The 26,362-nt window shown below is 69.6% G+C and carries 28 protein-coding genes and 1 pseudogene; 20 read left to right on the forward strand and 9 right to left on the reverse strand.

Translation table 11 applies throughout. From position 1 onward, the window contains the following. The first annotated feature begins 43 nt into the window (after positions 1–43). From ACIREI_RS20485 to ACIREI_RS20495, 3 genes are all read left to right on the forward strand, one after another. Positions 44–646 (forward strand): type 1 glutamine amidotransferase family protein, encoded by a 603-nt coding sequence (locus ACIREI_RS20485; protein ID WP_403334580.1) that lies wholly within the window; start codon positions 44–46, stop codon positions 644–646. Next, a complete protein-coding gene (locus ACIREI_RS20490; RefSeq protein WP_403334582.1) occupies positions 643–1,104 on the forward strand; it encodes a MarR family winged helix-turn-helix transcriptional regulator in 462 nt (153 codons plus the stop codon). Before ACIREI_RS20485 ends, ACIREI_RS20490 begins: the two co-directional genes overlap by 4 nt. An 89-nt stretch (positions 1,105–1,193) precedes the next feature. Next, positions 1,194–2,930 carry a serine/threonine-protein kinase gene (locus ACIREI_RS20495; RefSeq protein WP_403334584.1) on the forward strand — a complete coding sequence of 579 codons (1,737 nt, stop codon included), beginning with the start codon at positions 1,194–1,196 and terminating at the stop codon, positions 2,928–2,930. 130 nt (positions 2,931–3,060) lie between these two features. Here ACIREI_RS20495 and ACIREI_RS20500 read toward each other — a convergent pair whose 3' ends face one another. Beyond that, entirely contained in the window at positions 3,061–3,828 is a 768-nt protein-coding gene (locus ACIREI_RS20500; RefSeq protein WP_403334586.1) for an SLATT domain-containing protein, read from the reverse strand. A gap of 349 nt (positions 3,829–4,177) precedes the next feature. Here ACIREI_RS20500 and ACIREI_RS20505 point away from each other — a divergent pair, with 349 nt between their 5' ends. The 3 genes from ACIREI_RS20505 (at position 4,178) to ACIREI_RS20515 (ending at position 5,869) form a co-directional block, all read left to right on the forward strand. After that, complete coding sequence (locus tag ACIREI_RS20505) at positions 4,178–4,522, forward strand: YbaB/EbfC family nucleoid-associated protein (RefSeq protein WP_062697765.1); 345 nt, start codon at positions 4,178–4,180, stop codon at positions 4,520–4,522. A 92-nt stretch (positions 4,523–4,614) separates the two neighbouring features. Further along, positions 4,615–5,214, forward strand: a complete 600-nt coding sequence (gene recR, locus ACIREI_RS20510; RefSeq protein WP_128433740.1) for a recombination mediator RecR — start codon at positions 4,615–4,617, stop codon at positions 5,212–5,214. Next, positions 5,207–5,869 carry a DUF5063 domain-containing protein gene (locus tag ACIREI_RS20515; RefSeq protein WP_403334588.1) on the forward strand — a complete coding sequence of 221 codons (663 nt, stop codon included), beginning with the start codon at positions 5,207–5,209 and terminating at the stop codon, positions 5,867–5,869. Before recR ends, ACIREI_RS20515 begins: the two co-directional genes overlap by 8 nt. On the opposite strand, the gene ACIREI_RS20520 is transcribed toward ACIREI_RS20515, so the two are convergent. Together ACIREI_RS20520 and ACIREI_RS20525 are read right to left on the reverse strand one after the other, a co-directional pair. Then, positions 5,820–8,120: a hypothetical protein gene (locus ACIREI_RS20520; RefSeq protein WP_403334590.1), complete on the reverse strand. Its 2,301-nt coding sequence runs from the start codon at positions 8,118–8,120 to the stop codon at positions 5,820–5,822. The two genes, ACIREI_RS20515 and ACIREI_RS20520, sit on opposite strands and share 50 nt — an antisense overlap. Before the next feature lie 32 nt (positions 8,121–8,152). After that, entirely contained in the window at positions 8,153–10,441 is a 2,289-nt protein-coding gene (locus ACIREI_RS20525) for a hypothetical protein (protein WP_403334592.1), read from the reverse strand. 187 nt (positions 10,442–10,628) lie between these two features. On the opposite strand from ACIREI_RS20525, the gene ACIREI_RS20530 reads away from it, so the two are divergent. The 9 genes and pseudogenes from ACIREI_RS20530 (at position 10,629) to ACIREI_RS20570 (ending at position 14,886) form a co-directional block, all read left to right on the forward strand. Further along, positions 10,629–10,799: a hypothetical protein gene (locus ACIREI_RS20530; RefSeq protein ID WP_403334594.1), complete on the forward strand. Its 171-nt coding sequence runs from the start codon at positions 10,629–10,631 to the stop codon at positions 10,797–10,799. Between the two features lie 154 nt (positions 10,800–10,953). Continuing rightward, a pseudogene (locus ACIREI_RS20535) lies at positions 10,954–11,199 on the forward strand (helix-turn-helix domain-containing protein); the annotation flags it as partial. Positions 11,200–11,287: 88 nt separating this feature from the next. Then, on the forward strand, positions 11,288–11,635 hold the full coding sequence (locus ACIREI_RS20540; RefSeq protein WP_403335096.1) for a Scr1 family TA system antitoxin-like transcriptional regulator: 348 nt from the start codon (positions 11,288–11,290) through the stop codon (positions 11,633–11,635). A gap of 70 nt (positions 11,636–11,705) precedes the next feature. Beyond that, the gene (locus ACIREI_RS20545; RefSeq protein ID WP_403334596.1) at positions 11,706–11,888 is read left to right on the forward strand and encodes a DUF397 domain-containing protein; all 183 of its coding nucleotides are present in this window, start codon (positions 11,706–11,708) and stop codon (positions 11,886–11,888) included. Between the two features lie 236 nt (positions 11,889–12,124). Then, complete coding sequence (locus ACIREI_RS20550; RefSeq protein WP_403335099.1) at positions 12,125–13,132, forward strand: hypothetical protein; 1,008 nt, start codon at positions 12,125–12,127, stop codon at positions 13,130–13,132. A 50-nt stretch (positions 13,133–13,182) separates the two neighbouring features. Further along, positions 13,183–13,761, forward strand: a complete 579-nt coding sequence (locus ACIREI_RS20555; RefSeq protein WP_403334597.1) for a Uma2 family endonuclease — start codon at positions 13,183–13,185, stop codon at positions 13,759–13,761. A gap of 145 nt (positions 13,762–13,906) precedes the next feature. Then, positions 13,907–14,323 carry an SsgA family sporulation/cell division regulator gene (locus tag ACIREI_RS20560; RefSeq protein WP_403334599.1) on the forward strand — a complete coding sequence of 139 codons (417 nt, stop codon included), beginning with the start codon at positions 13,907–13,909 and terminating at the stop codon, positions 14,321–14,323. Further along, positions 14,323–14,568, forward strand: a complete 246-nt coding sequence (locus tag ACIREI_RS20565) for a helix-turn-helix domain-containing protein (RefSeq protein ID WP_403334601.1) — start codon at positions 14,323–14,325, stop codon at positions 14,566–14,568. The genes ACIREI_RS20560 and ACIREI_RS20565 overlap by 1 nt, the downstream gene beginning before the upstream one ends. Before the next feature lie 93 nt (positions 14,569–14,661). Beyond that, positions 14,662–14,886, forward strand: a complete 225-nt coding sequence (locus ACIREI_RS20570; protein ID WP_403334603.1) for a hypothetical protein — start codon at positions 14,662–14,664, stop codon at positions 14,884–14,886. 102 nt (positions 14,887–14,988) lie between these two features. On the opposite strand, the gene ACIREI_RS20575 is transcribed toward ACIREI_RS20570, so the two are convergent. Continuing rightward, the gene (locus tag ACIREI_RS20575) at positions 14,989–15,720 is read right to left on the reverse strand and encodes a TSUP family transporter (protein ID WP_403334605.1); all 732 of its coding nucleotides are present in this window, start codon (positions 15,718–15,720) and stop codon (positions 14,989–14,991) included. 226 nt (positions 15,721–15,946) lie between these two features. On the opposite strand from ACIREI_RS20575, the gene ACIREI_RS20580 reads away from it, so the two are divergent. Then, positions 15,947–16,450 (forward strand): SgcJ/EcaC family oxidoreductase, encoded by a 504-nt coding sequence (locus ACIREI_RS20580; protein WP_403334607.1) that lies wholly within the window; start codon positions 15,947–15,949, stop codon positions 16,448–16,450. Here ACIREI_RS20580 and ACIREI_RS20585 read toward each other — a convergent pair. From ACIREI_RS20585 to ACIREI_RS20600, 4 genes are all read right to left on the reverse strand, one after another. After that, positions 16,416–17,801 carry a sensor histidine kinase gene (locus ACIREI_RS20585; protein ID WP_403334609.1) on the reverse strand — a complete coding sequence of 462 codons (1,386 nt, stop codon included), beginning with the start codon at positions 17,799–17,801 and terminating at the stop codon, positions 16,416–16,418. The genes ACIREI_RS20580 and ACIREI_RS20585 overlap by 35 nt on opposite strands. Next, positions 17,798–18,514, reverse strand: coding sequence for a response regulator transcription factor (locus ACIREI_RS20590; protein WP_403334611.1), 717 nt, complete (start codon positions 18,512–18,514; stop codon positions 17,798–17,800). The genes ACIREI_RS20585 and ACIREI_RS20590 overlap by 4 nt, the downstream gene beginning before the upstream one ends. Before the next feature lie 90 nt (positions 18,515–18,604). Then, on the reverse strand, positions 18,605–19,801 hold the full coding sequence (locus tag ACIREI_RS20595) for a cytochrome P450 (RefSeq protein WP_403334613.1): 1,197 nt from the start codon (positions 19,799–19,801) through the stop codon (positions 18,605–18,607). Then, on the reverse strand, positions 19,791–20,528 hold the full coding sequence (locus ACIREI_RS20600) for a tRNA-dependent cyclodipeptide synthase (RefSeq protein WP_403335101.1): 738 nt from the start codon (positions 20,526–20,528) through the stop codon (positions 19,791–19,793). The genes ACIREI_RS20595 and ACIREI_RS20600 overlap by 11 nt, the downstream gene beginning before the upstream one ends. Positions 20,529–20,850: 322 nt before the next feature. Between ACIREI_RS20600 and ACIREI_RS20605 the strand changes: the two genes are divergently transcribed. The 4 genes from ACIREI_RS20605 (at position 20,851) to ACIREI_RS20620 (ending at position 25,443) form a co-directional block, all read left to right on the forward strand. Beyond that, positions 20,851–22,128: an aspartate kinase gene (locus tag ACIREI_RS20605; RefSeq protein WP_403334615.1), complete on the forward strand. Its 1,278-nt coding sequence runs from the start codon at positions 20,851–20,853 to the stop codon at positions 22,126–22,128. Continuing rightward, positions 22,128–23,192 (forward strand): aspartate-semialdehyde dehydrogenase, encoded by a 1,065-nt coding sequence (locus ACIREI_RS20610; protein ID WP_403334617.1) that lies wholly within the window; start codon positions 22,128–22,130, stop codon positions 23,190–23,192. Before ACIREI_RS20605 ends, ACIREI_RS20610 begins: the two co-directional genes overlap by 1 nt. A gap of 398 nt (positions 23,193–23,590) precedes the next feature. After that, complete coding sequence (locus ACIREI_RS20615) at positions 23,591–24,274, forward strand: SigE family RNA polymerase sigma factor (RefSeq protein WP_301998541.1); 684 nt, start codon at positions 23,591–23,593, stop codon at positions 24,272–24,274. A 119-nt stretch (positions 24,275–24,393) separates the two neighbouring features. After that, the gene (locus tag ACIREI_RS20620; RefSeq protein ID WP_403334619.1) at positions 24,394–25,443 is read left to right on the forward strand and encodes a hypothetical protein; all 1,050 of its coding nucleotides are present in this window, start codon (positions 24,394–24,396) and stop codon (positions 25,441–25,443) included. Positions 25,444–25,485: 42 nt separating this feature from the next. On the opposite strand, the gene ACIREI_RS20625 is transcribed toward ACIREI_RS20620, so the two are convergent. Continuing rightward, positions 25,486–26,334 carry an SURF1 family protein gene (locus ACIREI_RS20625; protein WP_403334621.1) on the reverse strand — a complete coding sequence of 283 codons (849 nt, stop codon included), beginning with the start codon at positions 26,332–26,334 and terminating at the stop codon, positions 25,486–25,488. Between the last annotated feature and the right edge of the window lie 28 nt (positions 26,335–26,362).

Genomic DNA, 26,362 nt, shown 5'->3' on the forward strand with positions numbered 1-26,362 from the left:
AAGTGACAGGATGTTGTCATCTTCGAGGTCTCCAGGAGGAGCCATGAGCAAGCCCGTGTATCTCGCCGTCTACAACACCCTGGCCGACTGGGAGCCGGGCTACGCCACCGCACAGCTCGCCCGCGCCGGATACGAGATCCGCACCGTCGGCCCGAGCCGAGAACCCGTCACCACCGTCGGCGGCCTGCGTATCCAGCCCGACCTCGCCCTCGCGGACGTACGGCCATCCGACGCGTCCCTGCTGATCCTCCCGGGCGCCGACCTCTGGGACGCCGGCGACGACCTCGCCCCCTTCGCCCGCAAGGCGCGGGAGTTCCTCGACGCCGGTGTGCCCGTCGCCGCGATCTGCGGGGCGACGGCCGGGCTGGCCCGCGAAGGCCTGCTCGACGACCGGAACCACACCAGCGCCGTCTCCTTCTACCTGGCCGCGACCGGTTACGGCGGCGGCGAGCGGTACGTCGAGGCCGACGCCGTCACCGACAGGGGGCTCGTGACCGCCGGCCCCACCGAACCCGTCGCCTTCGCCCGGGAGATCCTGCGGCTGCTGAAGGTGTACGACGACGAGGCCGTCGACGCCTGGTACCGCCTGTTCCACGACTCCGACGCGACGGCGTACGCCGTACTCGAAAAGGCCGGCGTCCTGTGAGCCGGAAGGAGCGCCAGGACCTGCTCAGCCGCAGCGCGCTCGGTGTCTTCCGGCTCAACGGCCAGTTCCTCGCGGTCGCCGAGGAACTGGCCCGGCCGGCCGGGCTGACGGCGGCCTGGTGGCAGGTGCTGGGCGCGGTGCTCGGCGAGCCCCTCCCCGTCGCCGGCATCGCCCGTGCCATGGGCATCACCCGGCAGAGCGTGCAGCGCATCGCCGACCTGCTGGTGGACAAGGGCCTCGCCGAGTACCGGCCCAACCCGGCCCACCGCCGCGCCAAGCTCCTCGCGCCGACCGAGGAAGGGCGGGAGGCGATCTCCCGGATCGACCCCGGGCACGCGGCCCTCGCGGACCGGCTGGCGGAGGCCTTCGGGGAGACGGAACTCACCGATGCCGTACGGGTTCTGGAACGGTTGTCGAAGGTGCTCGACCAGATCGCCGTTCCTGTTACGGAACCGTAGACGCGGCCCCGCTCACCTCCCCATATGCCGCACTATCGTGGGGCCGTCGCGTGAGCGGGGGCTTGCGTGGGCGGGGTTGGGGGCGTGCGATGGAGAAGCTGGGGCCGGGCGATCCACTGGGGGTCCCCCCAGGCGTTCAGCACTGGGGGAAGATCGGGGCTTATCGGCTGCTGGCGCGGCTGGGCGCGGGCGGCATGGGAGACGTGTTTCTCGCCCGCTCGGACCGTGGCCGTACCGTCGCCGTCAAACTCGTACGGCGGGAGCTGGCCGCGCAGGAGGAGTTCCGGGCCCGGTTCCGGCAGGAGGTGCGGGCCGCGCGGCAGGTCGGCGGGTTCTGGACCGCGCCGGTGCTCGACGCGGACACCGAGGCCGAGGTGCCCTGGGTCGCCACCGGGTATGTGGCCGGGCCCAGCCTCCAGCAGGTCGTCGGGCGGGACCACGGGGCGCTGCCCGAGCGTTCGGTACGGATCCTGGCGGCGGGGCTGGCGCACGCGCTGCGGGACATCCACGCCGCGGGGATAGTGCACCGGGACCTGAAACCGTCCAACGTCCTGGTCACCATCGACGGGCCCCGCGTCATCGACTTCGGGATCGCCCGCGCGCTGGAGACGCTGGGCGAGAGCGGGCTCACCCGCACCGGCGCGCTCATCGGGTCGCCGGGGTTCATGGCGCCCGAGCAGGTCCGCGGCGACCGGATCACCCCTGCCTGCGACGTGTTCTGCCTGGGCTCGGTGCTCGCGTACGCCGCGACCGGCATGCTGCCCTTCGGCTCCGCCGACAGCGGCGCGCACGCCGTGATGTTCCGGATCGCCCAGGAGGAACCCGACCTGGAGGGGGTGCCCGAGGGGATCGCCGACCTGGTGCGGGACTGCTTGCGCAAGGACCCCGGCGCCCGGCCGACGCTGGACCGGATCCTGGAGCGTACGGGGGCCGAGGACACCGTCTCCGACGGCCGGTCCCGGGATCCGTGGCTGCCGAGTGCGCTGGTGGCGCAACTGGGGCGGCACGCGGTGCGGTTGCTGGACGCGGAGGATCCGGTGGGGCTGGCCGAGACGCGTGCGCCGCAGGTGGGCGCCGGGGCTGGGCCCGGCTCCGGGGAGCCGACTCCGGCGGCCTCACCCGAGCACGCCGCAGCGACGCCGCCGGACCAACTCCCCACCGTGGCCGCGACGGCAGCACCGGCACCGGGCGCCGCACAACAGCACCCCCAGCCCTCGCGGCAACCGGCGTACGTCTACCCGCCGTACGGCCCGACCCCGCCGTACGCCCCACCCGAAGAGCCCCGCCGAAGCGGCCGTTCCACGGCGGCGCTCATCGTCGTCGCGCTGGTCGTGGCGCTCGCCGCCGGCGGCTCGGTGTACGCCCTCATGAACGGCGGCGCCGAGGACAGGGCAGGCGCCGAGCCGACCGCCACCACGGAGCCCCCCACCGACGATCCGACCACCCCTTCCCCCTCCACGTCACCGACGGACGGCGTGATCCCGGCGGACTACCTGGGCACCTGGACGGCCTCGATCGACAACGGCGACGGCGAGAACACCCGTCGACTCACCATCCGGCAGGGCGAAGTGGGCGACACGGTCCTGACCCTGGTCGCCGACGGCCCTGCCGGCACCGGCACCTACCACTGCGAGTTCGAGGCGCAACTCTCCGAAGAGCCCGGCGAGGCGGGCCCGTTGGAGATGGGCCCGTCCTCAGTGACGGCCGGCGAGCCGCCCACCGCCTGCTCCCCGGGCGACGCCACCGAGGTCACGGTCCTGGCGGACGGCAGGCTGGAGCGGGTGAACACCAGCAGCGGGGAGAAGCTGACGTACACCAGGCGGTGACATCTCAGCCCGTCTGGGGGTGCCCCCTCTGGGGGAGTTCGAGGACGAGGCCCGAAGGGCCGACAGCGGGGGTCTGGGGGCGCAGCCCCCAGGGGTGGGACGGGTAGGGGCGGCGGAGGCGAGGAACCCTCTACCTGGGCTCCGGCGGCCGCTGCCGAGGCATGTTCGGCCGAGCCCCGTTCCCCGGCGGAACGGAAAGCCGCCCCTGCCCGACCCCCACATCCTGCCGAGCACCCCCGGCCACGGCCGACTGAATCCCCAAAGGCGCCGACCCCGTCCGGAACTCCACCATCCAGTCCGCGGTCTCCGCCCGCACCAACTCGCTCACGTCCTCCGAGAACCGCCGCAACACCCCCAGACACCGCTCCGCCGCCTCACTCGCCGTCCCCTCGGCCGGCCCCAGAACCTCCCGCACACTCTCCGTCGCCCAGTCGAACTGCAACACCTGAAGCCGCCGCTGCACCGCCTGAGCCGTGGCGACGTCCCTTATCCACCCGGACGTCACCCCGAAGAACCGATCGACCGCCACGCACGCCACCGCCAGCAGCAACGCCAGATACCCCCACGGCGCCACCCCGCTCGCGACCCCCGTCAGATCCAGCAGCGGCAACGCGGCCCCCACGACCGCCCCCGACGCCGCCCCACCCCGCAGCGCCCAGGCCCCCCGCCGCTTCCACACCCGGTCCGCGAGATACCACGCGGCCGTGTCCAGCGCCCCCCGCTCCACCCACCGGTACAACTCGTGCAACCGCACGGCCGGCTCCCCCCAGTCCCCGAGCGGAAACGCCCGCCCCCGCAGATCGCCCGGCCGGATCCCGGCCGCCCCATCGCCGCCCCCGCCCCCGACGCTCCGCCCGTGCTGAGACGACCTCTCGGGCTGCATCTCCGGCTGACCCACCCGGCACTCCCTACTGTCACGGTGCGTGACATCACGTGCGAACTGCGACGTGGATACGACCCCCGCCGTGCACGGAACGTCACGCAGCACCTGAGGCTGACGCGCCAAACCCTTCCTAGCGCCCCATGAGTGTCGAAGAGATGCCTTTCGCCTCTTTTCCGCCCGGAAGAGGGGTCTTGATCAGGTATAGGACTCCAGTTCCTCCCGTTCCTCTCACCCGAAAGAGTGCTGGGGCGACGGCTGCGCGGACCACGTAGGCTCGTGCTGAACGGGAAGCCGAGCGGCAACCCCGCACAGGCGCCGCTACAGGCACCCCTACAGACACGCGTACACACGCAAGGAGCTGATCGTGATCCCCGGTGGTGGCCAGCCCAACATGCAGCAGCTGCTCCAGCAGGCCCAGAAGATGCAGCAGGACCTGGCGAGGGCGCAGGAGGAACTGGCTCAGACGGAGGTCGAGGGCCAGGCGGGCGGCGGCCTGGTGAAGGCCACCGTGACGGGTTCCGGCGAACTCAGGGCGCTCCGGATCGACCCGAAGGCGGTGGACCCGGAGGACACCGAGACCCTCGCCGACCTGGTCGTCGCGGCCGTACAGGCGGCCAACGAGAACGCGCAGAACCTCCAGCAGCAGAAGCTGGGCCCGCTGGCCCAGGGCCTGGGCGGCGGCAGCGGTATCCCCGGCCTGCCCTTCTGACGCAGCCGGTGTTCTACGGCTTGCCTTTCTAAGACGGGCCGCGGCCAACTACGGTACGTACCGTAAGGAACCCCAGGAAGGACGGCAGTCCGTTGTACGAAGGCGTGGTCCAGGACCTCATCGACGAGTTGGGGCGGTTGCCCGGCGTCGGTCCCAAGAGCGCGCAGCGGATCGCCTTCCACATCCTGCAGGCGGAACCGACGGACGTACGGCGCCTGGCCCAGGCACTGCTGGAGGTCAAGGCGAAGGTCCGCTTCTGCGCGACATGCGGGAACGTCGCGCAGGAGGAGCTGTGCAACATCTGCCGGGACACACGCCGTGACCCGGCGGTGATCTGCGTGGTCGAGGAGCCGAAGGACGTCGTGGCGATCGAGCGGACCCGAGAGTTCCGCGGCCGTTACCACGTCCTCGGCGGCGCGATCAGCCCGATCGAGGGTGTCGGACCGGACGACCTGCGTATACGGGAACTTCTCGCGAGGTTGGCCGACGGGACGGTCACGGAACTGATCCTGGCCACGGATCCGAATCTCGAGGGCGAGGCCACGGCCACGTACCTCGCGCGCATGATCAAGCCCATGGGCCTGAAGGTCACCCGCCTGGCCAGCGGCCTCCCGGTGGGTGGCGACCTGGAATACGCGGACGAGGTCACTCTCGGCCGCGCCTTCGAGGGGAGACGACTCCTAGATGTCTGACGCCACGCTGCACGCGACCGAGCACAACCCGGACGACTTCGCCGTCCAGATCTCGGACCAGATCGAGAGCTTCCTGGTCGCCGTCACGGAGGTCGCGAAGGGCGACGAGCCGGGCTCGACCGTGCCCTTCCTTCTCCTGGAGGTCTCCCAACTCCTCCTGGCCGGCGGCCGTTTGGGCGCCCACGAGGACATCGTCCCCGAGGAGCGCTACGAGCCCGACCTGGGCCCCGAGCCGGACGTCGACGAACTCCGCGAGAACCTCGCCCGGCTGCTGGACCCGGTCGACGTCTACTCGGAGGTCTTCGACCCCTACGAGCCCCGCAAGGCCCCGGTCCCGGCCCGTATCTCCGACGACCTGGCCGACGTCATCACCGACCTGCGCCACGGCATGGCCCACTACCGCGCCGGCCGCACCACGGAGGCCCTGTGGTGGTGGCAGTTCTCCTACTTCTCCAACTGGGGCACGACGGCGTCGGCGACCCTGCGCGCCCTGCACTCGGTCCTGGCCCACGTCCGCCTGAACCAGCCCCTGGAGGAGCTGGACGGCCTGGACACGGACCAGGGGATGATGGGCGACGAGACGCTGGAGTTCGAGGCCGGCAAGGTCATGGAGCAGGAGATCGGCGAGCCGCTGGGGATGCGGCCGGCGCAGTAGCCTCCGGCTTGTCCGCCGTGGACGTGTGCTCGGGCTTCATGACGAGCCCGGGCACCTTGGGGAGGGCGGCCCGGACGGCCTCGCGGACGCGGTCCAGGTCTACGCCGAGGCGTTCCAGTCTTTGGGGGAGGCCGTCGGCAGGCACTCCGGACATGACGATGCGCAGGAAGTCGGCGATCGGCTCGGTGAGGGACAGAAGAGAGCGGTACCCCGAAGAGGTCCTGCTGCCCCACTCACTCAGGCGGTAGTCGATGTCGTCCAGATGGTTCACGCTGCCGCGGATCTGGAAGCCGAGCACCGTGCATTGCTTCGCAAGCTCTCCCAGGTCCTTGGAGAACCTCATTGAGGCCGTCACCAACTGATGGAGCGGCACGGGGGTTTTGTCATCGAGCCACGGCAAGGAGTCGTCGATGAGACGAAGGCTCAAGGTGTCCAGTTCCTCAGAGGGCGCTTTGAGTCGCGTGGTCAGGCCGTACTGGGCGAAGCGGTCCAAGACCTCGCTGAGGGGTCTACCAAGCTTGGTGGCCACGTCGAGCACGTGGCGCACGGGTACCGGCTGGTCAGGCGACAGCGGGGAACCGCCGGGCCTCCGCCAGTCCAAGAGGATCACGTCATCTTCCTCGACCACGGAGGGCAGCTTCGTGTCCGGTGGTACGAGGCCGTAAGCACGGAGTCGGGAGGCCACCACACGTGGTGGGAGCCCGCATTTCAGAGATGCCTCCACCACGTCAAGAACGGAGATCGAAGAATGCGCCGGGACGGTGTTCAGGATCACCGCGTCCGTGTCCTCCACCTGTTCCGGCAGCGTAGTGGGAGGAGTGAGCGCCAGTGCTCTGATGCGCCCAGCCATTTCGTGGAGGGAGACGCCCAGGCGGGACGAGGCCCGGACGAGCAGGCGGGGAGGAATCGCTTTGCCATCGCGGAGCTTCTCCCAGTCGTTGTGGTTCCAGCCCCATCCCGTACTTTCGGCGAGCGCTGCGTTGGTCAACCGTTCGTGAACGGGGGCGGTGTCCACGCGGAAGCCGAGTGCGCGTAGCTGTCGCACCACATCTGACACCGAGCGCCCCAACTCGGCACTGGTCTTCAGCACGTGGCCTGCCGAGACAGGTTCCTCAAGGCTCAGCAATCGCCTGCGGCCCACGCCGAGGCTCACCAGGTGAAGGGTCTCCTTTGTCGCGCTCACCAGCTGGTTCTCACCCACGACAGTGAAGCCGAACGCCTTCATCCACCGCATGGCCAACCTGATGTCGATGCCGAGCTGGAAGTGGGCCCTGAGGAGGTGGCCCGGAGGAACCGGACTACTGACATCACACCACGGCTGCTGGCCGTTCAATTGACGGCTGAGCAGCTTGAGTGCCAGCTCGTCCGCTTCGTCCGCCACCGGAGCCAGTTCCGGAAGAGTAAAGCCAAACCCCTCCATTCTTCGAGCGGCCTCGCTGAGGCTGATGCCGAACTCGAAGTGGGCTTTGAGTAGATGTCCGGGAGGCACAGCCCTGCCCGTGCAAGGTCGGATCGACCTGCGATCCTCCAGTCGCACACCGTGCAGATCATTGCTCAGGAGCGCGAAGTTGATCTCATCGACGAGGGGATCGATGTCGGGCCGGTCCGGATGCTCGATGCACAGTGCGGCCATACGGCTCATGACCTCGCGGAATGGCATCCCGCAGACTCCCGCCACGAAGAGCGCGTGGCCGGGAAGTGTCGCCTTACGGAAGCTTCCTCTCGGCGGCGGGCCGGAGGTCCCCTTGCGGCGGGCGGCCCGAGTCAGCGCGTCCGAGGGAAGCGCCGGAAGGACCCGCTCGACCCGACTCAGCTCCGGAACAAGCTCGGCCAGGGCGGTCAGCATGCTGTTGGGGCGGTGGGCGAGCAACCTCCAAAGACGTGTGGAATCGTCCGGAGAGACATATGTGTTCGTCGTTGGGTACGTCTCATTGAGGTCGCTGCCCCGGACGATGTCGACATCCGGAGCGAAGAAACCGGTGAGCGCCATGGATGAGGAACGGTCACACAACTCCAGCTCGTACCCGGCGGATCCAGCCGCTTCTGTCACGATGTCCGCGAGCCGGGGGTTCTGCTCCGCGATGTGCGAGAGCCACTCGTAGTCCAGGAGCGGAGGATCGGCGGACAGAAGCGCCGGCAGTGCGTCTCGTATGAGCCGTTCGACGTCCGCGCACACGTCGTCGTCCAGGATCTCCGTACGGTCCACCGACAGTCGACGGGGCCGGGTCGCTCCGGAGAGGTTGACCACCACGCCGCGAAGCTCGCGCCGGTCACCCAGGCCGCTCAGGATGCCGTGTCGCCTGCGGGGCTCGGCATGAATCCCATCGACCAGTACCCCACCGCCGTGTCGGCACCAGACCACCTGGCCGTCCCTCCCCATGGGGCCAGCGTTCCAGGAAACCAGACGGCCATGGGCTTCGAAACCGTTGGCATGCAGCCCCGGGGCTCTCGCGGGCGCAGCACTCCCGCCTCCCATTCCACAGTCTGCGCCCCATGTGCGGCGATCGTCCTGAACTCCGCGATCCCCAAGAATCGCCGCAACTCCCTGACACAGGAAGGCGCCTTCTCTCCCTCCCGCAGATACAGCCGCACCGTGGTGCCGATGGTCCCCGCCCGGCCGCTGGGCCGCACCCGGAAGTAGTGCCCGGGGCCGGTGATCAGCACGGTGATCTCGCGCAATCTGCCGTCAACGGGGTCCATGTGGCAGGTCGTCACCCGTACTTCGTCCGCGAGCATGAAGTAACTGAGCACCCCGATGCCGAACCGGCTGTTCGGATGCATGGTGACGCCGCGGCCCTGCCATTCCTGCCGTTCCTCCTGATACCGAGGCAGATCCGTGAAGCGCACCCCGGCCTGGGAGAAGACCTCGGACAGCGTCAGCTCGTCCATGCCGACGCCGTTGTCCCGGCATTCCAGGTAGTACCGGCCTTCCTCCTTGTCGAATCCCTGAGTGAACTCGATCCGGCCCAGGTACGAGCTGAAGCTGTCGGCTGCCTGGGCGCGAGCCTGCCGGTAGCGGCAGGCGTCCAGGGCGTTCTGGTAGAGCTCACGGATGGCGAGGGAGCGGTCGCGGTAGAGGTTCTCGCCCATGAGGAGTTCCTGGACGCGCTCCTCGTCGAGCCGGAAGCGGATGACCCCGCCGACCGGAACGGGGCTTCCCTTGTCATCGACCTCGCGGACGTCGACGGCACGGGTGTACAGCGGCAGGGCGTCGAGTTCGGGGGCGCTGACGTGCCGTACGGACTGAAGAAGTGACTCGACCCGTCGGCTGTGCTCGGTCAGGGCTGCGACGGCGGCCGGGTGGTCGCAGTCGGCCTTGAGTCCCACGCTGCCTCGGCCGAACCGCCAGGACGCCTTGTCGACCGTGGTCAGGAGCGTGGCGGGAACGAGCGCTTCCGGGATCCCGACATGCCGCACGACCACCGAGGGCAGACTCGTGACCTCGACCGCCATGCCGTGGGCGATGGCGAACAACGACCCCACCAGCCGCTCCCGTACGTCCTGGAAGTCATGGCCATGGAAGTCGAGCGGGAAGGCCTCCTCGCGCAGGTGCTCGGCACGCGCGGGATCGAAGAGCTCCGCCGGTCCTGCGTGCGCACAGGTGAGCAGGCGGGTCAGGAGCTCCGGATCGAGTACGACATCGAGGTCGCCGAGTCCGGCGCCGGGTGTGTCCACGGCCGACAGGAGTTCCGTTAGCCGTCCCGGTTGCTGGTCCGCCCACTGGTGGAACAGCCACCATCCGATCTCCGGCCGCCCGTCCCGGCGGTCTTTCAGACCGCCCAACTCCGCTCGTCTGATCAGCCGTTGGTGCCCCCGTACCAGTACCTCGTACATCCGACGGTCCTCGTCCGGTGCTGTCCGCTGCCCGAGATCCGTCGGGTCGACATGGGACAGCTCAGCCGCCGTGCGCGACCGGTGCACCTGATACAGGAACGGCAGCAACGCGATCAGCGCGGCCTCGGCGGGGGCGAGGAAGTGCTCTTTGTCCTTGCGGAGCAGATGTATGAGCTTGTTGGCACTGGAGGAGATCCGTCGTGCCAGGCGTACGTCGTGCCAGGGGTCGTCGGCGAGGGTGTGCCGCACTTCGTCGTACAACTCCGCCAGCCGGTCGGCGATGTCTTCCGCCTGTTCCCGAAGGGACGAGCTGAGCGCCTCTTCGTCGGAGTTGAGACACTGCCACGCCAAGGATTTCGCGACCTCCCTTCGCCAGTCCAGGCGGGGGTGGGCAGTGCGGGGCGGCCTGGAGGCAGCGAGGCCGGCGTCCGGTCCGTTGCCTCCGCTGCGTCGGGCTTTTCGGCCCTGCGTCGCCATGTCGTGCCACTCCTGGTTCGGACGTCGTCGAACCGACTGTGAGCGTCTGCGCGCGATGCCGTACAGCGCGGACAGGAACGGGTCCAGGGCTTTGTTCTGGCGGGGAATCGTCCCACCCAGCCATTCCGAGATGGTGCTGTCGGCCGGGGGCTCTTCGCCGCGTGGCAGGTCCCTTCTCATCTCCGCGCGGACGGCGGCCGCTTCAGGACGTCCGGCCTGCTCCAGCAGCGTGCTCAGTGCTGCCCAGTACTTCTCCGCCATGGCTCCCGCACCCCTGCGACCTCGGTCCTGTGCCCCGAGTCGGGCCGACTCGGCCGACTCGTAAAGACCCAAGTTACTGCTCTGACCTGCGGAACCACTGCCGATCGCGGAGACAGGACGGGGCGGCGGCCATGCCGCCCCGGGCACTGTCGTCGACGTCATCGTCCGACGTCCCGAAGGAGCCCCAATGGATCCGGTCCTTGCTGTCGCCCTGTGCTGCGTTCTGTCCCTGCTCATCGTCGCCTCCGCCGCCGTGCTGATCGCCCGACTCGCCCTCGACGAGACCGACTCGAAGGACAGGCCGCGCATTCTGGTAGCCGCGGCCGAACTGGTCCGGGCGCTGCGAGGGAAGCGTTGAAGGCCGCCGAACCGGTCACGTTGGGATGTCGGTAGGGATACGCTCGGTAGCGACTGAGGTGGTACTCGCTGTGGCGTATCGACCGGAGGTGGGCGCGGTGACGGGTCAGAACAACTCCCAGCGGCCAGTCGCCTGGCGTTACAGCGGCGACCAGATGAAACGCTGGCGCACCAAGGCTGACGTCAGTCGGGAGCAGCTCGCCTCCGCCGCGAACTACTCCCCGGAGACCATCACGTCCATGGAGCGCGGGGTACGGAGGCCGACGCCGCGCGTGCTCGACGTTGCGGACGAACTGTGCGGTGCCGAGGGCATGTTGAGCGCGGCCAAGGAATTCCTGGACCGGGAGCGGTACTCGCCGCGGGCGCAGGACTTCGTGGAGCGGGAGAACGAGGCGACCAGCATCTGGTGGTACGACGTCTTGCTCGTGCCGGGGCTGTTGCAGACGAAGGGGGTACGCCCGCTCCCTCATCGACAGCCGCATCCCGCCCCTGGACGAGGAGACGGTGGCGGAGCGCGTCGAGGGCCGCATGGAGCGGCAGTCCATCCTCACCGAACGGAAACCGCCGGTGGGGCTGAGCTTCGTCCTCTACGAGGCCGTACTGCGCGCCCCGCAGGTGGACGCCGAGCAGTTGCGTCACTTGCTGGAGGTGGGGCGGTTGCGGAACGTCGTGTTGCAGGTGCTCCCGTTTGAACGGGCCATCAGCGACGCGCTCCTGGGCTCCATGGTGCTGCTGGAGACCCGTGACTACGAGCGATTCGCCTTCTCGGAAGGGCCGTTCGCCAGCGAGCTTTTCGGTCGTTCCGGGGGTTGTCAGCCGTGTCACGGAGCGGCTTAGCATGATCCGCAGGCTGGCTCTCGGGGACCCGAGGAGTCGGCCCGTTTCATCGAGCGGATGGTGGACAGCCGTGAGTGACCAGCTGAAGTGGTTCAAGTCGAGCTACAGCGACAACGAGGGCGGCGCCTGCGTCGAAGTGGCTCTCGCCTCCATGATCCACGTCCGCGACTCCAAGGTCCCCGCGAGCCCCGAACTCCAACTCGCCGCCCCCGCCTGGGCAGCGTTCATTTCCGCAGTTCAGCCCGAGGCTTGAGCCTCGTACTTCGAGCCCTTCCCATGGGGTTTCTGGGTTTTGGGTTGGTTGAAGTGCAACCCAACTAAAACAAACCTGTGCGTGAGTTGAGGCGGCGTACTCCGAATGGGTGACGTTCCGTGATCGGCTTGCATCGGAACGTAAAGTCACTTTAGGTTCGCGGCAAATAGATCGGCCCCGGTCGGTGCTACCAACACCGGCTCCGGGGCCTGGACCTACGGATCGAATGCGAGTCGATCGTGGCTTACTCCCACCTTAGCCCTGCCCTGCCGTCCCCGCACCACCCCCTAGCCAAAACGGGCTATGGCAAACGCTCTGCGGGTGACGAAGACCCGCACGCCGACCCGGACTTCGCACACCTGAGCCCCCGCGACCGTGAGATCGCCGTCTTCGTCGACCATCTCGAAGACGGCCACGTGATGGGCTACAAGGCGATCGCGGCCGTGCACCCCCGCTATGGCCAGCAGGCCGTGCGCACTTCGCTGGGCTGCATCACGCTCGCCGGCCATCTGCGCTGGATCAAGGAGCACATCACCGCCGAGGACAACTCGATGCGGTGGGTCACGCGGACGTACTGGTCGCGTACGCGCAGGTCGGAGGAATGGTGGGCGGACTTCGCGCGGGAGCGCCACGGCAAGGACGTCACCGAGCACTACATGCCGGGCCTGGCTCGCGCCGAGCAGGAGCAGGCCGAGGAGCCGATTGCGGAGCCCGAGCCGGACGGGCAGCCCGCTGAGCAGCCCAGCGCCGCCTACCAGACGCTCGCCGAACTGCGTGCCACCGACGCCCGTATGCCGCTGTCCGACCAGGACTGCCGTTCCCTCGAACCCCTCGCCGACGAGTGGCTGGCCCGTGGCGCGACACCCCACGACATCACCCAGGCCCTGACCGGCGGGCTGCCGTCCGCCGTCACCAACCCGGGCGGACTCGCCCGCAACCGATTGGAGAGCAAGATGCCCCCGAAGAAGGCGAAGGTCCGGCAGAAGTCCGCCCGTCGTGCCCGGGTGACCCGCGTGATCATGGCCTGCGGGCTCTGCGACGCGGACGAGCGGACGACGGAGATCGTGGGCGGGCTGTGCCGGGAGTGCCTAGCGGAGATCGAGGCGGAGGGGCCGGTGTACGGGCACGTCCCGGACACCTTCCTGCCCGATCCTCGCGAAGGTGGCGGGCTGCCCGGCGCGGACGAGGGCATCGACGTCACGGAGCGCGTCGACGCTCTTCGGCGGGCGGCGGGTCTGCGGTGAGCGTGCAGGAGACGCCGGTCGGGGCACCATGGTGTCGAGGAGGCGACGACATGACCCCCAGGATCGAAGACCGGCCGCAGATGTCCGTCGAGGAGTTCGAGGAACTGGAACGCCATGCACCGGAGACGGTGAGCCTGGAGTTCGTCAATGGAAAGGTCGTGGTCAAGCCCGTGCCCGATGGCAACCACAGCGAGATCGTTGCCTGGCTGCAGAGACTGTGCATGCAGCACCGTCCCGAATTGTGGCTACACGCGGAACGGGGTTTGCAGACGGAGCGATACCGTAAGGGGCGGGCCAAGCCGGACGGCGTACTGGTGCCGGTCGGAAGCTTCAAGGGCCATGGCGAGTGGTCGGTGACAGACAGCGCGTTGATGGCTGTAGAGGTGACTTCGTACGACTCCGATGCGGGCCGACGTGATCGAGTCGAGAAGCCCGACGGCTATGCGGCCGCCGACATTCCTGTCTACCTCCTCATCGACCGTGACGACTGCTCGGTCACCGTGTTCACTGACCCCCAGGGCGGTCGTTATCGCCAGCAGGTGAACAGGCCGTTCGGTGCCACCGTCAAGCTCCCGGACCCGGTGAACATCACCCTGGACACCGAGCCCCTCAAGGAACTGGTGGACTGAGGGAGCGGACCCGGTGTGACGCGGGTTACAGAAATCGGCGTTTGAAGTGGCGTAATGCTCGGGCCCCTCGGACGGTCTCACAGGCACACCGGTCGGGTCCGTTCACCCGGCCGGTCTGCCCCCGCCCCAGAATCGGAGCCCGCCCATGTACGTCACCCTGGAGCAGCCGACCGGCGCCTGTCTGATCACCGACTCCGGTCAGGAGATCGCGACACCGGCCACCCTGCGCTACACCTCCGCCGACCCCCTGGCCGTGCACATCGACTTCCCGCCCCATGTCACCCTCGACGGCGAGGGTGTGACCTGGACATTCGCCCGGGTCCTGCTCGGGGAGGGCCTGCGGGGCCCCGCCGGTCTCGGCGCCGTCCGGGTCCGCCCGTGCGGGGCGTCCCACACGTACGTGGAGTTCCACTCATCGGTGGGCACGGCCCTGCTCCGGTTCGCCGCCTCTGACCTGTACCGCTTCCTGGCCCGCACTTACACCGTGATCGTCCCCGGCGAGGAGACCGTGGGGGCCGAGCTGGATCACGGTCTGGTGGCGCTGTTCGGGGGGCGGGTGTGATGCGCGGTTTCCGGGGCGCCCTGTCCGCCCCGCAGGCGTATGAGTGGGGGCGCCGGTTGCGGGAGGTCCGTGAGGAACAGGGCCTCACGCGGGGGCAGGCGGCCGACGCCGCGGCCCTCTTCCCGACGTGGATATCGCAGTTGGAGGGGGGCGAGGTCCATGACCTGGAGACCATGCGCGCATACGCGCGTGCGCTCGGAACCCGTATCCCGGGGCCCCGGGCCGCACGCATACGGCGTCGGTGACCCGGTTTCCGGGCCCCGGTCACCGGACTTCTCCATGACGGGCGTATGGCGGGCCGGTCAAGGGCGTTGGTGTGGACGGGAGTCGGGCTCTGCGTGGCGGGTGCCCTGGGGTTGGCTGTCGGCGGCGTGCTGGACGTCGATGCCGCGGACCTCTGGGCGAGCGTGGCCGGGGGAGCGGCGGGGCTGATCGGGCTCGCGGTGACGCTCTACGCCTTCCTCGGACCGGTGCCGTCGCCCACGTCCGCCGTGACCGGGAGCGGTACGCGTGCGGTCGCCGCGGGCGGCGGCATCGGTTCGGTTTCGACGGGAGACGCGTGAGCGGGGGCGGCGGGGGATGGACCCGGAGCCCCACTCCCCGCACCCCTCCTGCGGCAACTCACCGACGACCTGGGCGACATCCGTGCCCCGGGACAGAACTGATCACAGCGCCCACAAGCCCTTCCCCACGGCCATGACCCCGCCCGCCAGGGCCAGCGACAGGACAAGCAGCCGCGCTCGCTTCTCAGGTGTTCGGGAGGCGAGCCCCCTGCCGATCAGTCCTCCGCCGGTCATCGCGGCGGCCACGCCGGCCCACCGTGCTCCGCCCAGTTCCGGCACCCCGTTCGACACCACCGAGAAGGCGTTCACGACGACGCCGTAGAACATCGCGTTCGGCACGAACTCCCGTACCGTCCACCCGGCGTTGACCGCGTACAGGGACACCGGCGGGCCGCCCACCCCCGCCGCCGAGTTCATGAAACCGCCCGCCGCCCCGGCCGCGATCGCTCCCCGCGTGCCGCGCAGGGCCGGTACCCGAACGCCCCGCATGACCAGCAGCGCGGCCATCGTGACCAGGCAGCCCATGGCCAACAGCATCCAGGGCTCGGGGAGTTGACGCGTCACCCAGGTCCCCGCGGGCACCGTGCACGCCGCCGCCACGCACAGCGGGACCATCGCGGCCGGGCGTACGCGTCGCCAACCGCCCGCCATCCCCACCAGACAGATCGCTCCGGCGGCGCAGTTGGCGAGCGCGACGCCCTCGGCCGGTCCGAGCAGCAGCACGAGCGCGGGTACGGCGACCAGGGCGAAGCCCATGCCGGTGAGCCACTGCACGCAGGAGCCGAGCAGTACGATCCCCGCCAGCAGCACGTCGCCGGTCCATCCGCCTGTCACGGGTCGGCATCCTCCCCCGGAGACGGCGCGTGATCAATGGCCGAGACGTTGCCCTGTTGCGTGATCACGCCGATACGAAAAGTGAATTGGAAGCGCCTTGTCCCGGGGCTGTACGTCCACTGCACGGCCCCTAACCGGTGCCACGCGAATCTGGAGTCACCTCCACCGCAGAGAACACAGAAAGCGGAGGGAGACCCACCCGACCGCACAGCACTGGGAGTTCGCGATGACCCGTCGTTCCATAAGCAAGCGCGTAGCCGTCGTCACCGCTGCCGCCCTCGTCGCCGTCGGCACCTTCGCCGCAGGCGGCGCTGTCGCCGGGCCGGAGAAGGCGGCGAAACAGCCCACCAAGAAGCAGGTGGCCGCCCTGTTCGACGAGTGGAACGCGGCGCTGCAGACGCAGGACCCGGAGAAGGTCGCCGACCTCTACTGGGACGACGCGGTCCTGCTGCCCACCCTCTCCAACCAGGTCCGTGCCGACCGCGAGAGCCGTGTCGACTACTTCGAGCACTTCCTGGCGAACAAGCCGGTCGGCAAGAAGATCGAGACGCACATCAACGTCCTCGACTCGAACTCGGTGCTGGACGCGGGTCTCTACGAGTTCGCGCTCACCGACCACGACACCGGCAAGAAGAGCGTCGCCAAGGCCCGCTACACCTACGAGTGGGAGAAGCGGGACGGCGAGTGGAAGATCGTCAACCACCACTCCTCGTTGATGCCCGAAGGCTGATCCGCACGGACAGCCCGCCCCCGGGAGCGTCGCCCAGGGCCACCGTCCCGCCGTCGTCGGTCACCAGCTGCTTGACGACGGCGAGGCCGAGGCCCGAGCCGGCCTTCCCGGTCAGGCCCTGGCCGCGCCAGAAGCGGTCGAAGGCGCGGGACTTCTCCGCGTCCGACATGCCGGGTCCTTCGTCGTCCACCGACAGGACCACCTCGTCCCCCCTCGGCTCCACCCGGACCGTGATCGTGCCACCGTCCGGTGACACCTCCAGGGCGTTCGAGAGCACGTTGTCCAGGACCTGCTCCAGCTGACCGGGGCTGGTCAGCACAAGCAGCCGGCCGTCGGCACTCCCCCTGAGCGTGATGGTGACTCCGCGCTCGTCGGCGGCCGGCCTCCACACCGACAGCCTCTCCCGGACGATGTCCGCCAGCGCCAGCGGCTCCGCCGCCGACACCTTCGCCTCCGCCCGGGCCAGCACCAGCAGGCCGTTCACCAGCCGGCTCATCCGGACGACCTCGGCCGTCGCCTGCTCCACGTCCTCCCTGACGAAGTCGTCGTCCACGCCGTCCGCGATGTTGTCCAGCGACAGCCGCAACGCGGTGAGAGGGGTACGGAGTTGATGCGAGGCGTCGGCCACGAAGATGCGCTGCGCGGCGATCAGGGTGTCCAGGCGCTCGCCTGCCTGGTTGAGGGTGCGGGCGAGGGTCTGTGTCTCCTTCGGGCCCGTCACGGGGGAGCGGGCCGTCAGGTCACCGTCGCTGAACTTGCTCGCCGTGTCGTTGAGCTGGCGCAGCGGGCGGGTGAGCCGACGGGCCACCCCGGCGCCGACCACGGCGGCCACGGCGAGGACGGCCACCGCGAGGCCCGCGCGGAAGCCCCAGATCGTCCACAGCCGACTCGTCAGATCGTCGGTTTTGTACACGATGCGTACGGCGCCGACGACCGGGCCACTGTTGCGGCCGTCGAACTCCGTTTTACTCTCGCGGGCAGCCACCGTGATCTTCAGCTCCGGCCCCCAGATGAAGGACGAGCCCCAGTCGGTCGTGGACTCGCCCGTCTCCAGGGCCTTGGTCAGGGCCGCGTCCTGCTTCGGGCTCGGCAGGACTGTTGCGCAGCGCTCGGTCACCTCGACCTTGCCGGGTGTCTGGCCGGCGTAGGCCTCGGCCATCCTGTCCAGCGCTGTGCAGGACGGGGGGTTCCCGTTGCCGAGCAGCAGGGCCATGGTGTCGGCCTCACGCCGGACGGACGCCGCGGTGTCGTCCCGCAGCTGGTCCGTGAGGGTGAAGGCCACGGGCACGGTGAACAGGGCGATGGCGCCGGCGACGAGCGCGACGTAACTACGCGTGAGCTGGCGGATCATGACGCGCCGCCACCGCTGTCGCCCGTGCCGCCCTGGTCCCCCTTGACGACCTCCAGCCGGAACCCGACCCCCCGCACCGCCTCGATCGTGATCGCCCCGGCGAGCTTGCGCCGCAGCGCCGCCACATGGACGTCCAGCGTCTTCGTCGGGCCGAACCAGTTCGCGTCCCAGACCGCTTCCATGATCTGCTCGCGCGACATGAGCGCCCCGGGCTCCTCGGTGAGGAAGGCCAGCAGGTCGTACTCCTTGGGCGCGAGGGCCACCTCCTCGCCGTTCAGGCGGACGCGGGCCGCCTTGCGGTCGATGGTGAGGCGCTCGCCGTAGCGGTCGGGGCCGGCTTCGGCGGCAGCGGCCGTACGGGGCTGCATCCGGCGCATGACCGCTCGTATCCGCGCGATGACCTCGCGCACCCCGAACGGCTTGGACACATAGTCGTCCGCGCCGAGCTCCAGCCCGACCACCCGGTCCGTCTCGTCGCTGCGCGCGCTGATCACGATGATCGGCACGTCACCGCGCTCGCGCAGCGCCTTGCAGACGTCGAGTCCGTCGGTGTCGGGCAGGCCGAGATCGAGGAGTACGACGTCGTACGGGTCGTCGTGGCTCAGCGCCCCGGCACCCGTGCTGACCCATGCCACCTCGAAGCCGTAACGCAGGAGTCCTCGCCGGAGCGACTCGGCGACCGGCTCGTCGTCTTCCACCAGCAGTACGCGCACAGGCGAACCATAGTGGTTGAACTTTAAAGACGGTCGGCCGCCGAGCCCGTGAGCAGGCGATAAGCGGGTAAAACAGCCGCTATGAGGCTGCTACCACATGACCGGCAGCCGCTCCGGGATCCGTTTCATGAACCCGGTCCGCCACACCAACTGCTCGATCGGCACCGCGAGCCGCAGCCCGGGCATCCGCTCCAGCAGGGTCTCCAGGGCGATCTCCGCGTGCTTGCGGCCGAGGGCGGTCGCCGGGCAGTAGTGGCGGCCGCCGCCGAAGGAGAGGTGGGCGGTGCGGTTCTCGCGGGTGAGGTCGACGGTGTACGGGTCGGGGAAGGCGGCCGCGTCGAAGTTCGCGCCCTCGACCAGGACGAGGATCAGCTCACCCGCTCTGACCTGCACATCTCCGAGGAGTACGTCCTCGGTCGCCAGCCTCGGCAGTCCGTCGCCGATGGACAGGTTGATGCGCAGCAGCTCGTCGACGGCGGCCGGGACCAGGGTGCGGTCGGCGAGGAGGCGGGTGTGCAGCTCGGGGTGCTGGATCAGCGACACCAGCGCCATGGTCAGGAAACCGGCGGTGGAGATGACTCCGGCGCCGAACATCGTCACGCCGACCGTCGCGAGCATCTCGTCGGTGAGATGGCCGTAGTCGGGATCGGCGCGCAGGGCGGCCAGCTCGGCCATCAGACCTGTGGTGGCCGGGTCGTCGAGCCGCTCCGTCATGTACGCGATGTCCCGGTCCCAGTTCAACCGCGCCCCGGCGATGGGGCAGGCCGAGTTCATGAACGCGATGTCCAAAGACCGCATCAGTCCGGGCGCGTCCGCCTGCGGGATACCGAGGATGCGGCAGTGCATGCCCGCCGAGTACGGGTCGGCGAAGCCGCCGCGCAGGTCCGCCGGGGCGCCCTCGCGGATCAGCCCGTCGACGAGTCCGGCGGCGCAGGAGCGCATCCACTCCGCGAGGCCGGGACTCTTCGGGTTCAGCGCCTTCAGTACGGCTTTGCGCAGTCCCGCGCCGGTGATGTTCCCCATGTTGTTGACGACCTCGGGCGGGATCGTCAGCGCGTACTGGCGGGGCACGCCCGGGGCCGAGGTGTCCTTCAGGCTGAAGCGCGGGTCTTCGAGGACCTGCTTGCACAGGTCGTACGACGACACGAGCCAGGCCTCGTCACCGGCGATGGTGCGCACGCGACGCACCGGGCTGGCGGCGCGCAACTCCTCCACCTCGGCGGGGATCTGGTCGCCGCGCCAGGAGAAGGGGAAGTCGATGGGCGCTTCAGTGGCTTCAGTGAGCATCGGTGGTCCTGTCTGCCGGCGTCACGATGGCGTGCCCCTGGTTGCGCGAGGCGCGCAGGCCCGCGCCCCGGGAGTAGAGGAGCTCGGCCATCGGCAGGAGCTGGTGGTAGCAGTTGAGGGAGGAGGGGACGCCGAGGATGGCGGGCGTGTCCAGGAAGAGGGGCGCCTCGGCGCAGACGTAGGCCAGGCAGACCTCGCGCTGCGCCTCGGTCACCCGCTCGGCCTTGTCGGCCAGGAAGGTGTCGACGAGCTTCTCGCAGGTCGTGCGGAACTCGTCGTCGGTGGCCAGGCGGGACTGGAGATGGTCGTGGATCTCGCGGTACGCCGTGTTGCCGCGGAAGTCGGACATGGCGTGGGCGGCCAGGCGCGTGCCGCCGGGGTCGACGGCCTCGACGGCGCCGAGGACCTTGGCGCGCACGCCGCGCAGGTTCTTCACCGCCTTGCGGCGCGCGTCGTCGGGCGGATAGCCGGACGCCGCGTACATCTCGGCCACGTACAGGTCCGTGTAGACGAAGTCCACGCGCTCGAAGAGGGCGAGGCCCCAGCGGGCGAGGTCGTGGACACGGCGGGCGGAGAAGTAGCTGTTGCCCGGGGAGACGCCGATGACGGCGTGGTCGCCGGCGACGCGGATGACCTCGCAGTGCGCGGTGAAGGGCTGGATCTTGAAGAGGCCGGCCGGGGAATCCGTATCGGCTCGGGTGACGTGCTGGATCTCTGGATCGGTCACAGTCGTCAAAGGAAGAGATTCCTTCGCGTCGCGAGTCCCGATGGAGCCTTGTGCTCCTGGTGTGGCGACGACGACGCGAAGTTAGCGGGCGACTACGGAGAGCGTCAATGGCCAAGATCGCGCCGGGTGGTTTCCCGGGCTCTTCGAGCGGGTGAGCATCCGCGCCGCCCCGAGTGACCTGCACCACTAACCCGGTTGCCCTACATCCGACGGGGCAGACACCCTCCCGGAGCGCCGGAATCTCACCATCTGGGAACCCCAAGGTCGTTTTCGGACGCTCGGTAAACTGAGCCGACACACACGGACTGAGCGAGGAGCGCACGTGGGCCTTGTCGTGCAGAAGTACGGAGGCTCCTCCGTAGCCGATGCCGAGGGCATCAAGCGCGTCGCCAAGCGGATCGTGGAAGCCAAGAAGAACGGCCACCAGGTGGTCGCCGTGGTTTCCGCGATGGGCGACACGACGGACGAGCTGATCGATCTCGCCGAGCAGGTATCCCCGATGCCTGCCGGGCGCGAGCTCGACATGCTGCTGACCGCCGGAGAGCGGATCTCCATGGCACTGCTGGCCATGGCGATCAAAAACCTGGGCCACAGCGCCCAGTCGTTCACCGGCAGCCAGGCAGGTGTCATCACCGACTCGGTCCACAACAAAGCCCGGATCATCGATGTCACGCCGGGCCGGATCCGCACCTCGGTGGATGAGGGCAACATCGCCATCGTGGCCGGGTTCCAGGGCGTCAGCCAGGACTCGAAGGACATCACCACCCTGGGGCGCGGCGGCTCGGACACGACCGCCGTGGCGCTGGCCGCCGCCCTCGACGCCGAGGTGTGCGAGATCTACACCGACGTCGACGGCGTGTTCACCGCCGACCCGCGCGTGGTGAAGAAGGCGAAGAAGATCGACTGGATCTCCTTCGAGGACATGCTGGAGCTGGCCGCGTCCGGCTCGAAGGTGCTGCTCCACCGCTGTGTGGAGTACGCCCGCCGGTACAACATCCCGATCCACGTCCGGTCCAGCTTCAGCGGACTGCAGGGCACGTGGGTCAGCAGCGAGCCGATCGATCAAGGGGACAAGCAGGTGGAGCAGGCCATCATCTCCGGTGTCGCGCACGACACCTCCGAGGCCAAGGTCACGGTCGTCGGCGTGCCGGACAAGCCGGGCGAGGCGGCCGCGATCTTCCGGACGATCTCCAACGCCGAGATCAACATCGACATGATCGTGCAGAACGTGTCCGCGGCCTCCACGGGCCTGACGGACATCTCCTTCACGCTGCCGAAGTCCGAGGGCCGCAAGGCCATCGACGCCCTGGAGAAGAACAAGGCCGGCATCGGCTTCGACTCCCTGCGCTACGACGACCAGATCGGCAAGATCTCCCTGGTCGGCGCGGGCATGAAGACGAACCCCGGCGTCACCGCCGACTTCTTCACCGCGCTGTCCGACGCCGGCGTGAACATCGAGCTGATCTCGACCTCCGAGATCCGTATCTCGGTCGTCACCCGCGCCGACGACGTCAACGAGGCCGTACGCGCCGTGCACAGCGCCTTCGGCCTCGACTCCGACAGCGACGAGGCCGTCGTGTACGGAGGCACCGGACGCTGATGGCGGGGATGGAGTCCCGCCGCCCGACGCTCGCGGTCGTGGGAGCGACCGGAGCCGTCGGCACGGTCATGCTCCAGATCCTCTCCCAGCGCGCCGACGTCTGGGGAGAGATCCGTCTCGTCGCCTCACCGCGCTCGGCCGGCCGCAAGCTGGCCGTGCGCGGTGAGGAGGTCGAGGTGGTGGCGCTCACCGAGGAGGCCTTCGACGGGGTCGACGTCGCGATGTTCGACGTACCGGACGAGGTGGCCGCCCGCTGGGCGCCGGTCGCCGCCGCCAAGGGCACGGTGGTGGTGGACAATTCGGGCGCCTTCCGGATGGACCCGGATGTGCCCCTGGTCGTTCCCGAGGTCAACCCGCATGCCGTGCGGATGCGGCCGCGCGGGATCGTCGCCAACCCCAACTGCACCACCCTCTCCATGATCGTGGCGCTGGGCGCGCTGCACGCGGAGTTCGGGCTGCGCTCCCTGGTGGTGTCCTCGTACCAGGCGGTGAGCGGGGCCGGGCGCGCCGGTGTGGAGACGCTCAGGCAGCAGCTGTCCCTGGTCGCCGGTACGGACCTGGGGAACAGCCCCGGTGACGTACGGCGGGCCATCGGCGAGAACACCGGGCCGTTCCCGGAGCCGGTCGCGCTGAACGTCGTGCCCTGGGCCGGGTCGCTGCGCGAGGACGGCTGGTCGTCGGAGGAGATGAAGGTGCGGGACGAGTCCCGCAAGATCCTCGGGCTGCCGAAGCTGCCGGTCGCGGTGACCTGCGTGCGGGTGCCGGTGCTGACCGGGCACTCACTGACCCTGCACGCCCGCTTCGAGGGCGAGGTCACGGTCGCCAAGGCGCGCGAGATCCTGGCCACGGCACCGGGGGTCGTGCTCTACGACGACCCGGAGGCCGGGGAGTTCCCGACGCCCGCCGATGTGGTGGGCACGGATCCGACCTGGGTCGGCCGGGTGCGGCGCGCGCTCGACGATCCGACCGCGCTCGAACTCTTCGTCTGCGGCGACAACTTGCGCAAGGGCGCGGCCCTCAACACCGCGCAGATCGCCGAGCTCGTGGCGGCGGAGTTTTCGTGAGGCCTCCCGTGGCGCCGGAAAACTCCTGGGCGCCAATGGAATCGTTTGTAGGATCTATGCGAAAAGTGTGAGCCGATCGATGGTCCGGACCACTTGAACCGGGCCCCGGCGGCAGTCGAAGATTTTCCTCCCCGCTCTGCAACCGCTTGCAGGGCGGGGAGCGTCTTTGCGGTCGCCCTTATGGGGCGTGAGGACGCGTTTTTCTGGCGTGGGGACGCCATGAGCCGGACGTGGGGACGTCCGCTCATTTTGGACATAAGGGAAGAGCGGGTAGGCATGTGGGCGTTTGACGCACGGTCAGCTGTGCTGCCTGGAGCAAGAGGGTCGGCTGCCGGGACTGACGCAAAAGTGACGTCCGGCACGTACAACCCTCTCGGGGGGACGCGTGTCCAACAGGCGTGGCAGAGGTACTCGACTTCAGTGCGGCGACCCGCGGTACGGCCCTACGGCCGCCCCGCCGGCCCGTCCGATCCCGCATGCCCGGTGCGCCCGGCGGCATGCCGGTGATCGCGCCCATGCCCGCAGCGCGGCCCGCCCGCATTCCCAGTCAGCGCGACGGTTCCGAACACGCCGAGAACACCGCGGCGGCCGGTACGACCGTCGACCACCTCACCGAGACCTACCGGGCGCACTACCGCTCGCTGCTGGGTCTCGCCGCCCTTCTCCTCGACGACACCGCCTCCTGCGAGGACGTCGTCCAGGAGGCGTTCATCCGAGTGCACTCCGCGCGCAAGCGCGTGCGTGACCCGGAGAAGACACTGGCCTATCTGCGCCAGACCGTCGTCAACCTGTCCCGCTCCGCCCTGCGCCGCCGGATACTGGGCCTGAAGCTGCTGTCCAAGCCGATGCCCGACATGGCGAGCGCGGAGGAGGGGGCGTACGACCAGCTCGAGCGCGACTCCCTCATCAAGGCGATGAAGGGCCTGCAGCGCCGACAGCGCGAGGTGCTGGTCCTGCGTTACTTCGCGGACATGACCGAGGCACAGGTCGCCGAGACGCTCGGCATCTCACTGGGCTCGGTAAAGGCGTACGGCTCGCGCGGCATCGCGGCGCTGCGGGTGGCCATGGAGGCGCCGGCATGAGCGAGGACCATGACGGGAGGCGTCATCTGCACGTCCCCCATGAGCCCTATGAGTGGCGGGAGCCGACCGGGCGGCCGGACAGGCAACCGCCGAAGCAATCGCACGCTGGGAACGGAACTGTGAACCACGGCCCCGACGACCAGGGCCCCGAGGGGCTCGACTCGGACGAGCTGGCACTGCGCCGCATGCTGCACGACGTGGTCGAGGAGATCGAGCCGCGCGACGGCACGCTGGACCATCTGCGGCGGGCGGTGCCCGCGCGGCGGGCACGCAAGCGGCAGGCCCTCGTCGGCATGGCGGCCGCGGCACTCTTCGTCGGCACCGCCGTCCCGGCCCTGGTGCACGTCTCCAACTCCACCGGCTCCGACGTCAACCCGTCCGTGGCCGGGCACGGCCAGGACGCGCAGGGCGCGGTCGGCGAGGGCAAGGAGACGGAGGGCGGCGCGAGCACCTCAGGCGGCTCCTCGGGCAAGAGCGAGGACAAGGGCAAGGGGAGCGAGAAGGACGAGGACAAGGGCACCGGCACCGGTGCGGGTGCCGGATCCGGGAGCCCCACCGACCCGTTGGCGACCAGCCCGGCCGGTATAGCCGCGTGTACCGCGGACCAGCTCGGCACGTCCGGCGGGACCACGGACGCCCCCGACCCGTCCGGCACGGTGTACGGCACCTTCACCTTCAGCAACGTCTCCACCGCCGACTGCACGGTGAGCAGTCCGGGCACGGTGAGCCTGGCCGCGGGGGGAGCGGCGGACGGCTCGAAGATCACCGACGCCCGGCATGTCGCCGGCGACGCGGCGGCCGGTCTGCCCGATCCGGCCCAGGAGCTCACGTCCCTCGTCCTCAAGCCGGGCGGCTCCTACCAGGTGAAGTTCGCCTGGGTGGCCTCGGAGACCTGCCCCACGACGAGTGACCCCACCACCGGCGGCCCGGGCGGCAACGACGCCTCACCCACCCCCACCCCGACCGAGGACAACACCGGCACGACCGAGGGCACCTCCACCGGCGGCGACACCGGCACCTCCACCCAGCTGATGACGGAGGACACCACGGCCGACGGGAGCGTCACCATCACCAACACGCCGGAGGCGGGAGCGCCGGCGGCCACGGTGACGGTGTCCAACGCGTGCGCGGGGATCGTGTACTGGACGGGCGTGCTGGCCGGGGCGTAGCTCGCGCGCGGCGCCCGCGGAGGCGGGGACCGGGGCTTGCCCCTAGGCCTTCGCCTTCTCCTGCGCCGTCGGGCCCTCGCTCGACTCCTCGGCCCGGCCCTCCTCGGGACCGCCGGGCCCGTCGGCCTCGCCGTCCGGCACCAGCCCCAGTTCCGCGTCCCGTACGGACTCCACCTCGCGGCGGAGCAGGCGGAACCACATGAAGACCACGAAGCCCGCGAAGACGAACCACTCGCCGGTGTAGCCGAGGTTCTGGAACGCCTTCAGATCGAGGCCGGTGTCGTTGGCGGCGGTCACCGGCACGGGCTTCATACCGGAGTCGGCCTTGTCCAGGGTGACCCAGGCGTCGTAGACGTCGTACGGCACCAGGTTCACCAGCGACGCCGCGCTGATCGCCCCCGTCTGCCCGGACGGCAGGCCACCCTGCGCGGACACGCCGTTCTCGCCGGGCTGCTCGGACGCCTGGAGCGAGCCCGTGACCGTGACCTCGCCGGTGGGCGCGGCGGGGGCCTCGGCCCGGTCCGCGTCGCCGGGCCGCCAGCCGCGCACGACCGGCAGGGCCTTGCCCTCGTCGGTGTGCAGCAGCGTCAGCACGTAGTACCCCTGCTTGCCGTCCAGCTCCCGGTCGGGGACGAGCAGCTGCTTGCCGTACCGTCCGCTCGCGGTGACCTGCTTGCCCACGGTCGCCTTGTCCACGGGCAGCAGCTCGGTGAGCGGACGGGCCGCCTCCCGCTTGTTCTCCGCGGCCTGCTCACCGGCGCTGCGATGGTCCGCCACCCGCGCCTCGAACCGGCTCAGCTGCCACGACCCCATGAACACGCAGAAGGGGATGGCGAGCAGCACGAAGACGTTGATTCCCCACCAACGGGGCGTCAGCAGAAACCGGTACACGCCTTCAACGGTACGGGGCTCCTGCGCA

The sequence above is a fragment of the Streptomyces sp. NPDC093591 genome (assembly GCF_044764885.1).
Classification (GTDB): Bacteria; Actinomycetota; Actinomycetes; order Streptomycetales; family Streptomycetaceae; genus Streptomyces.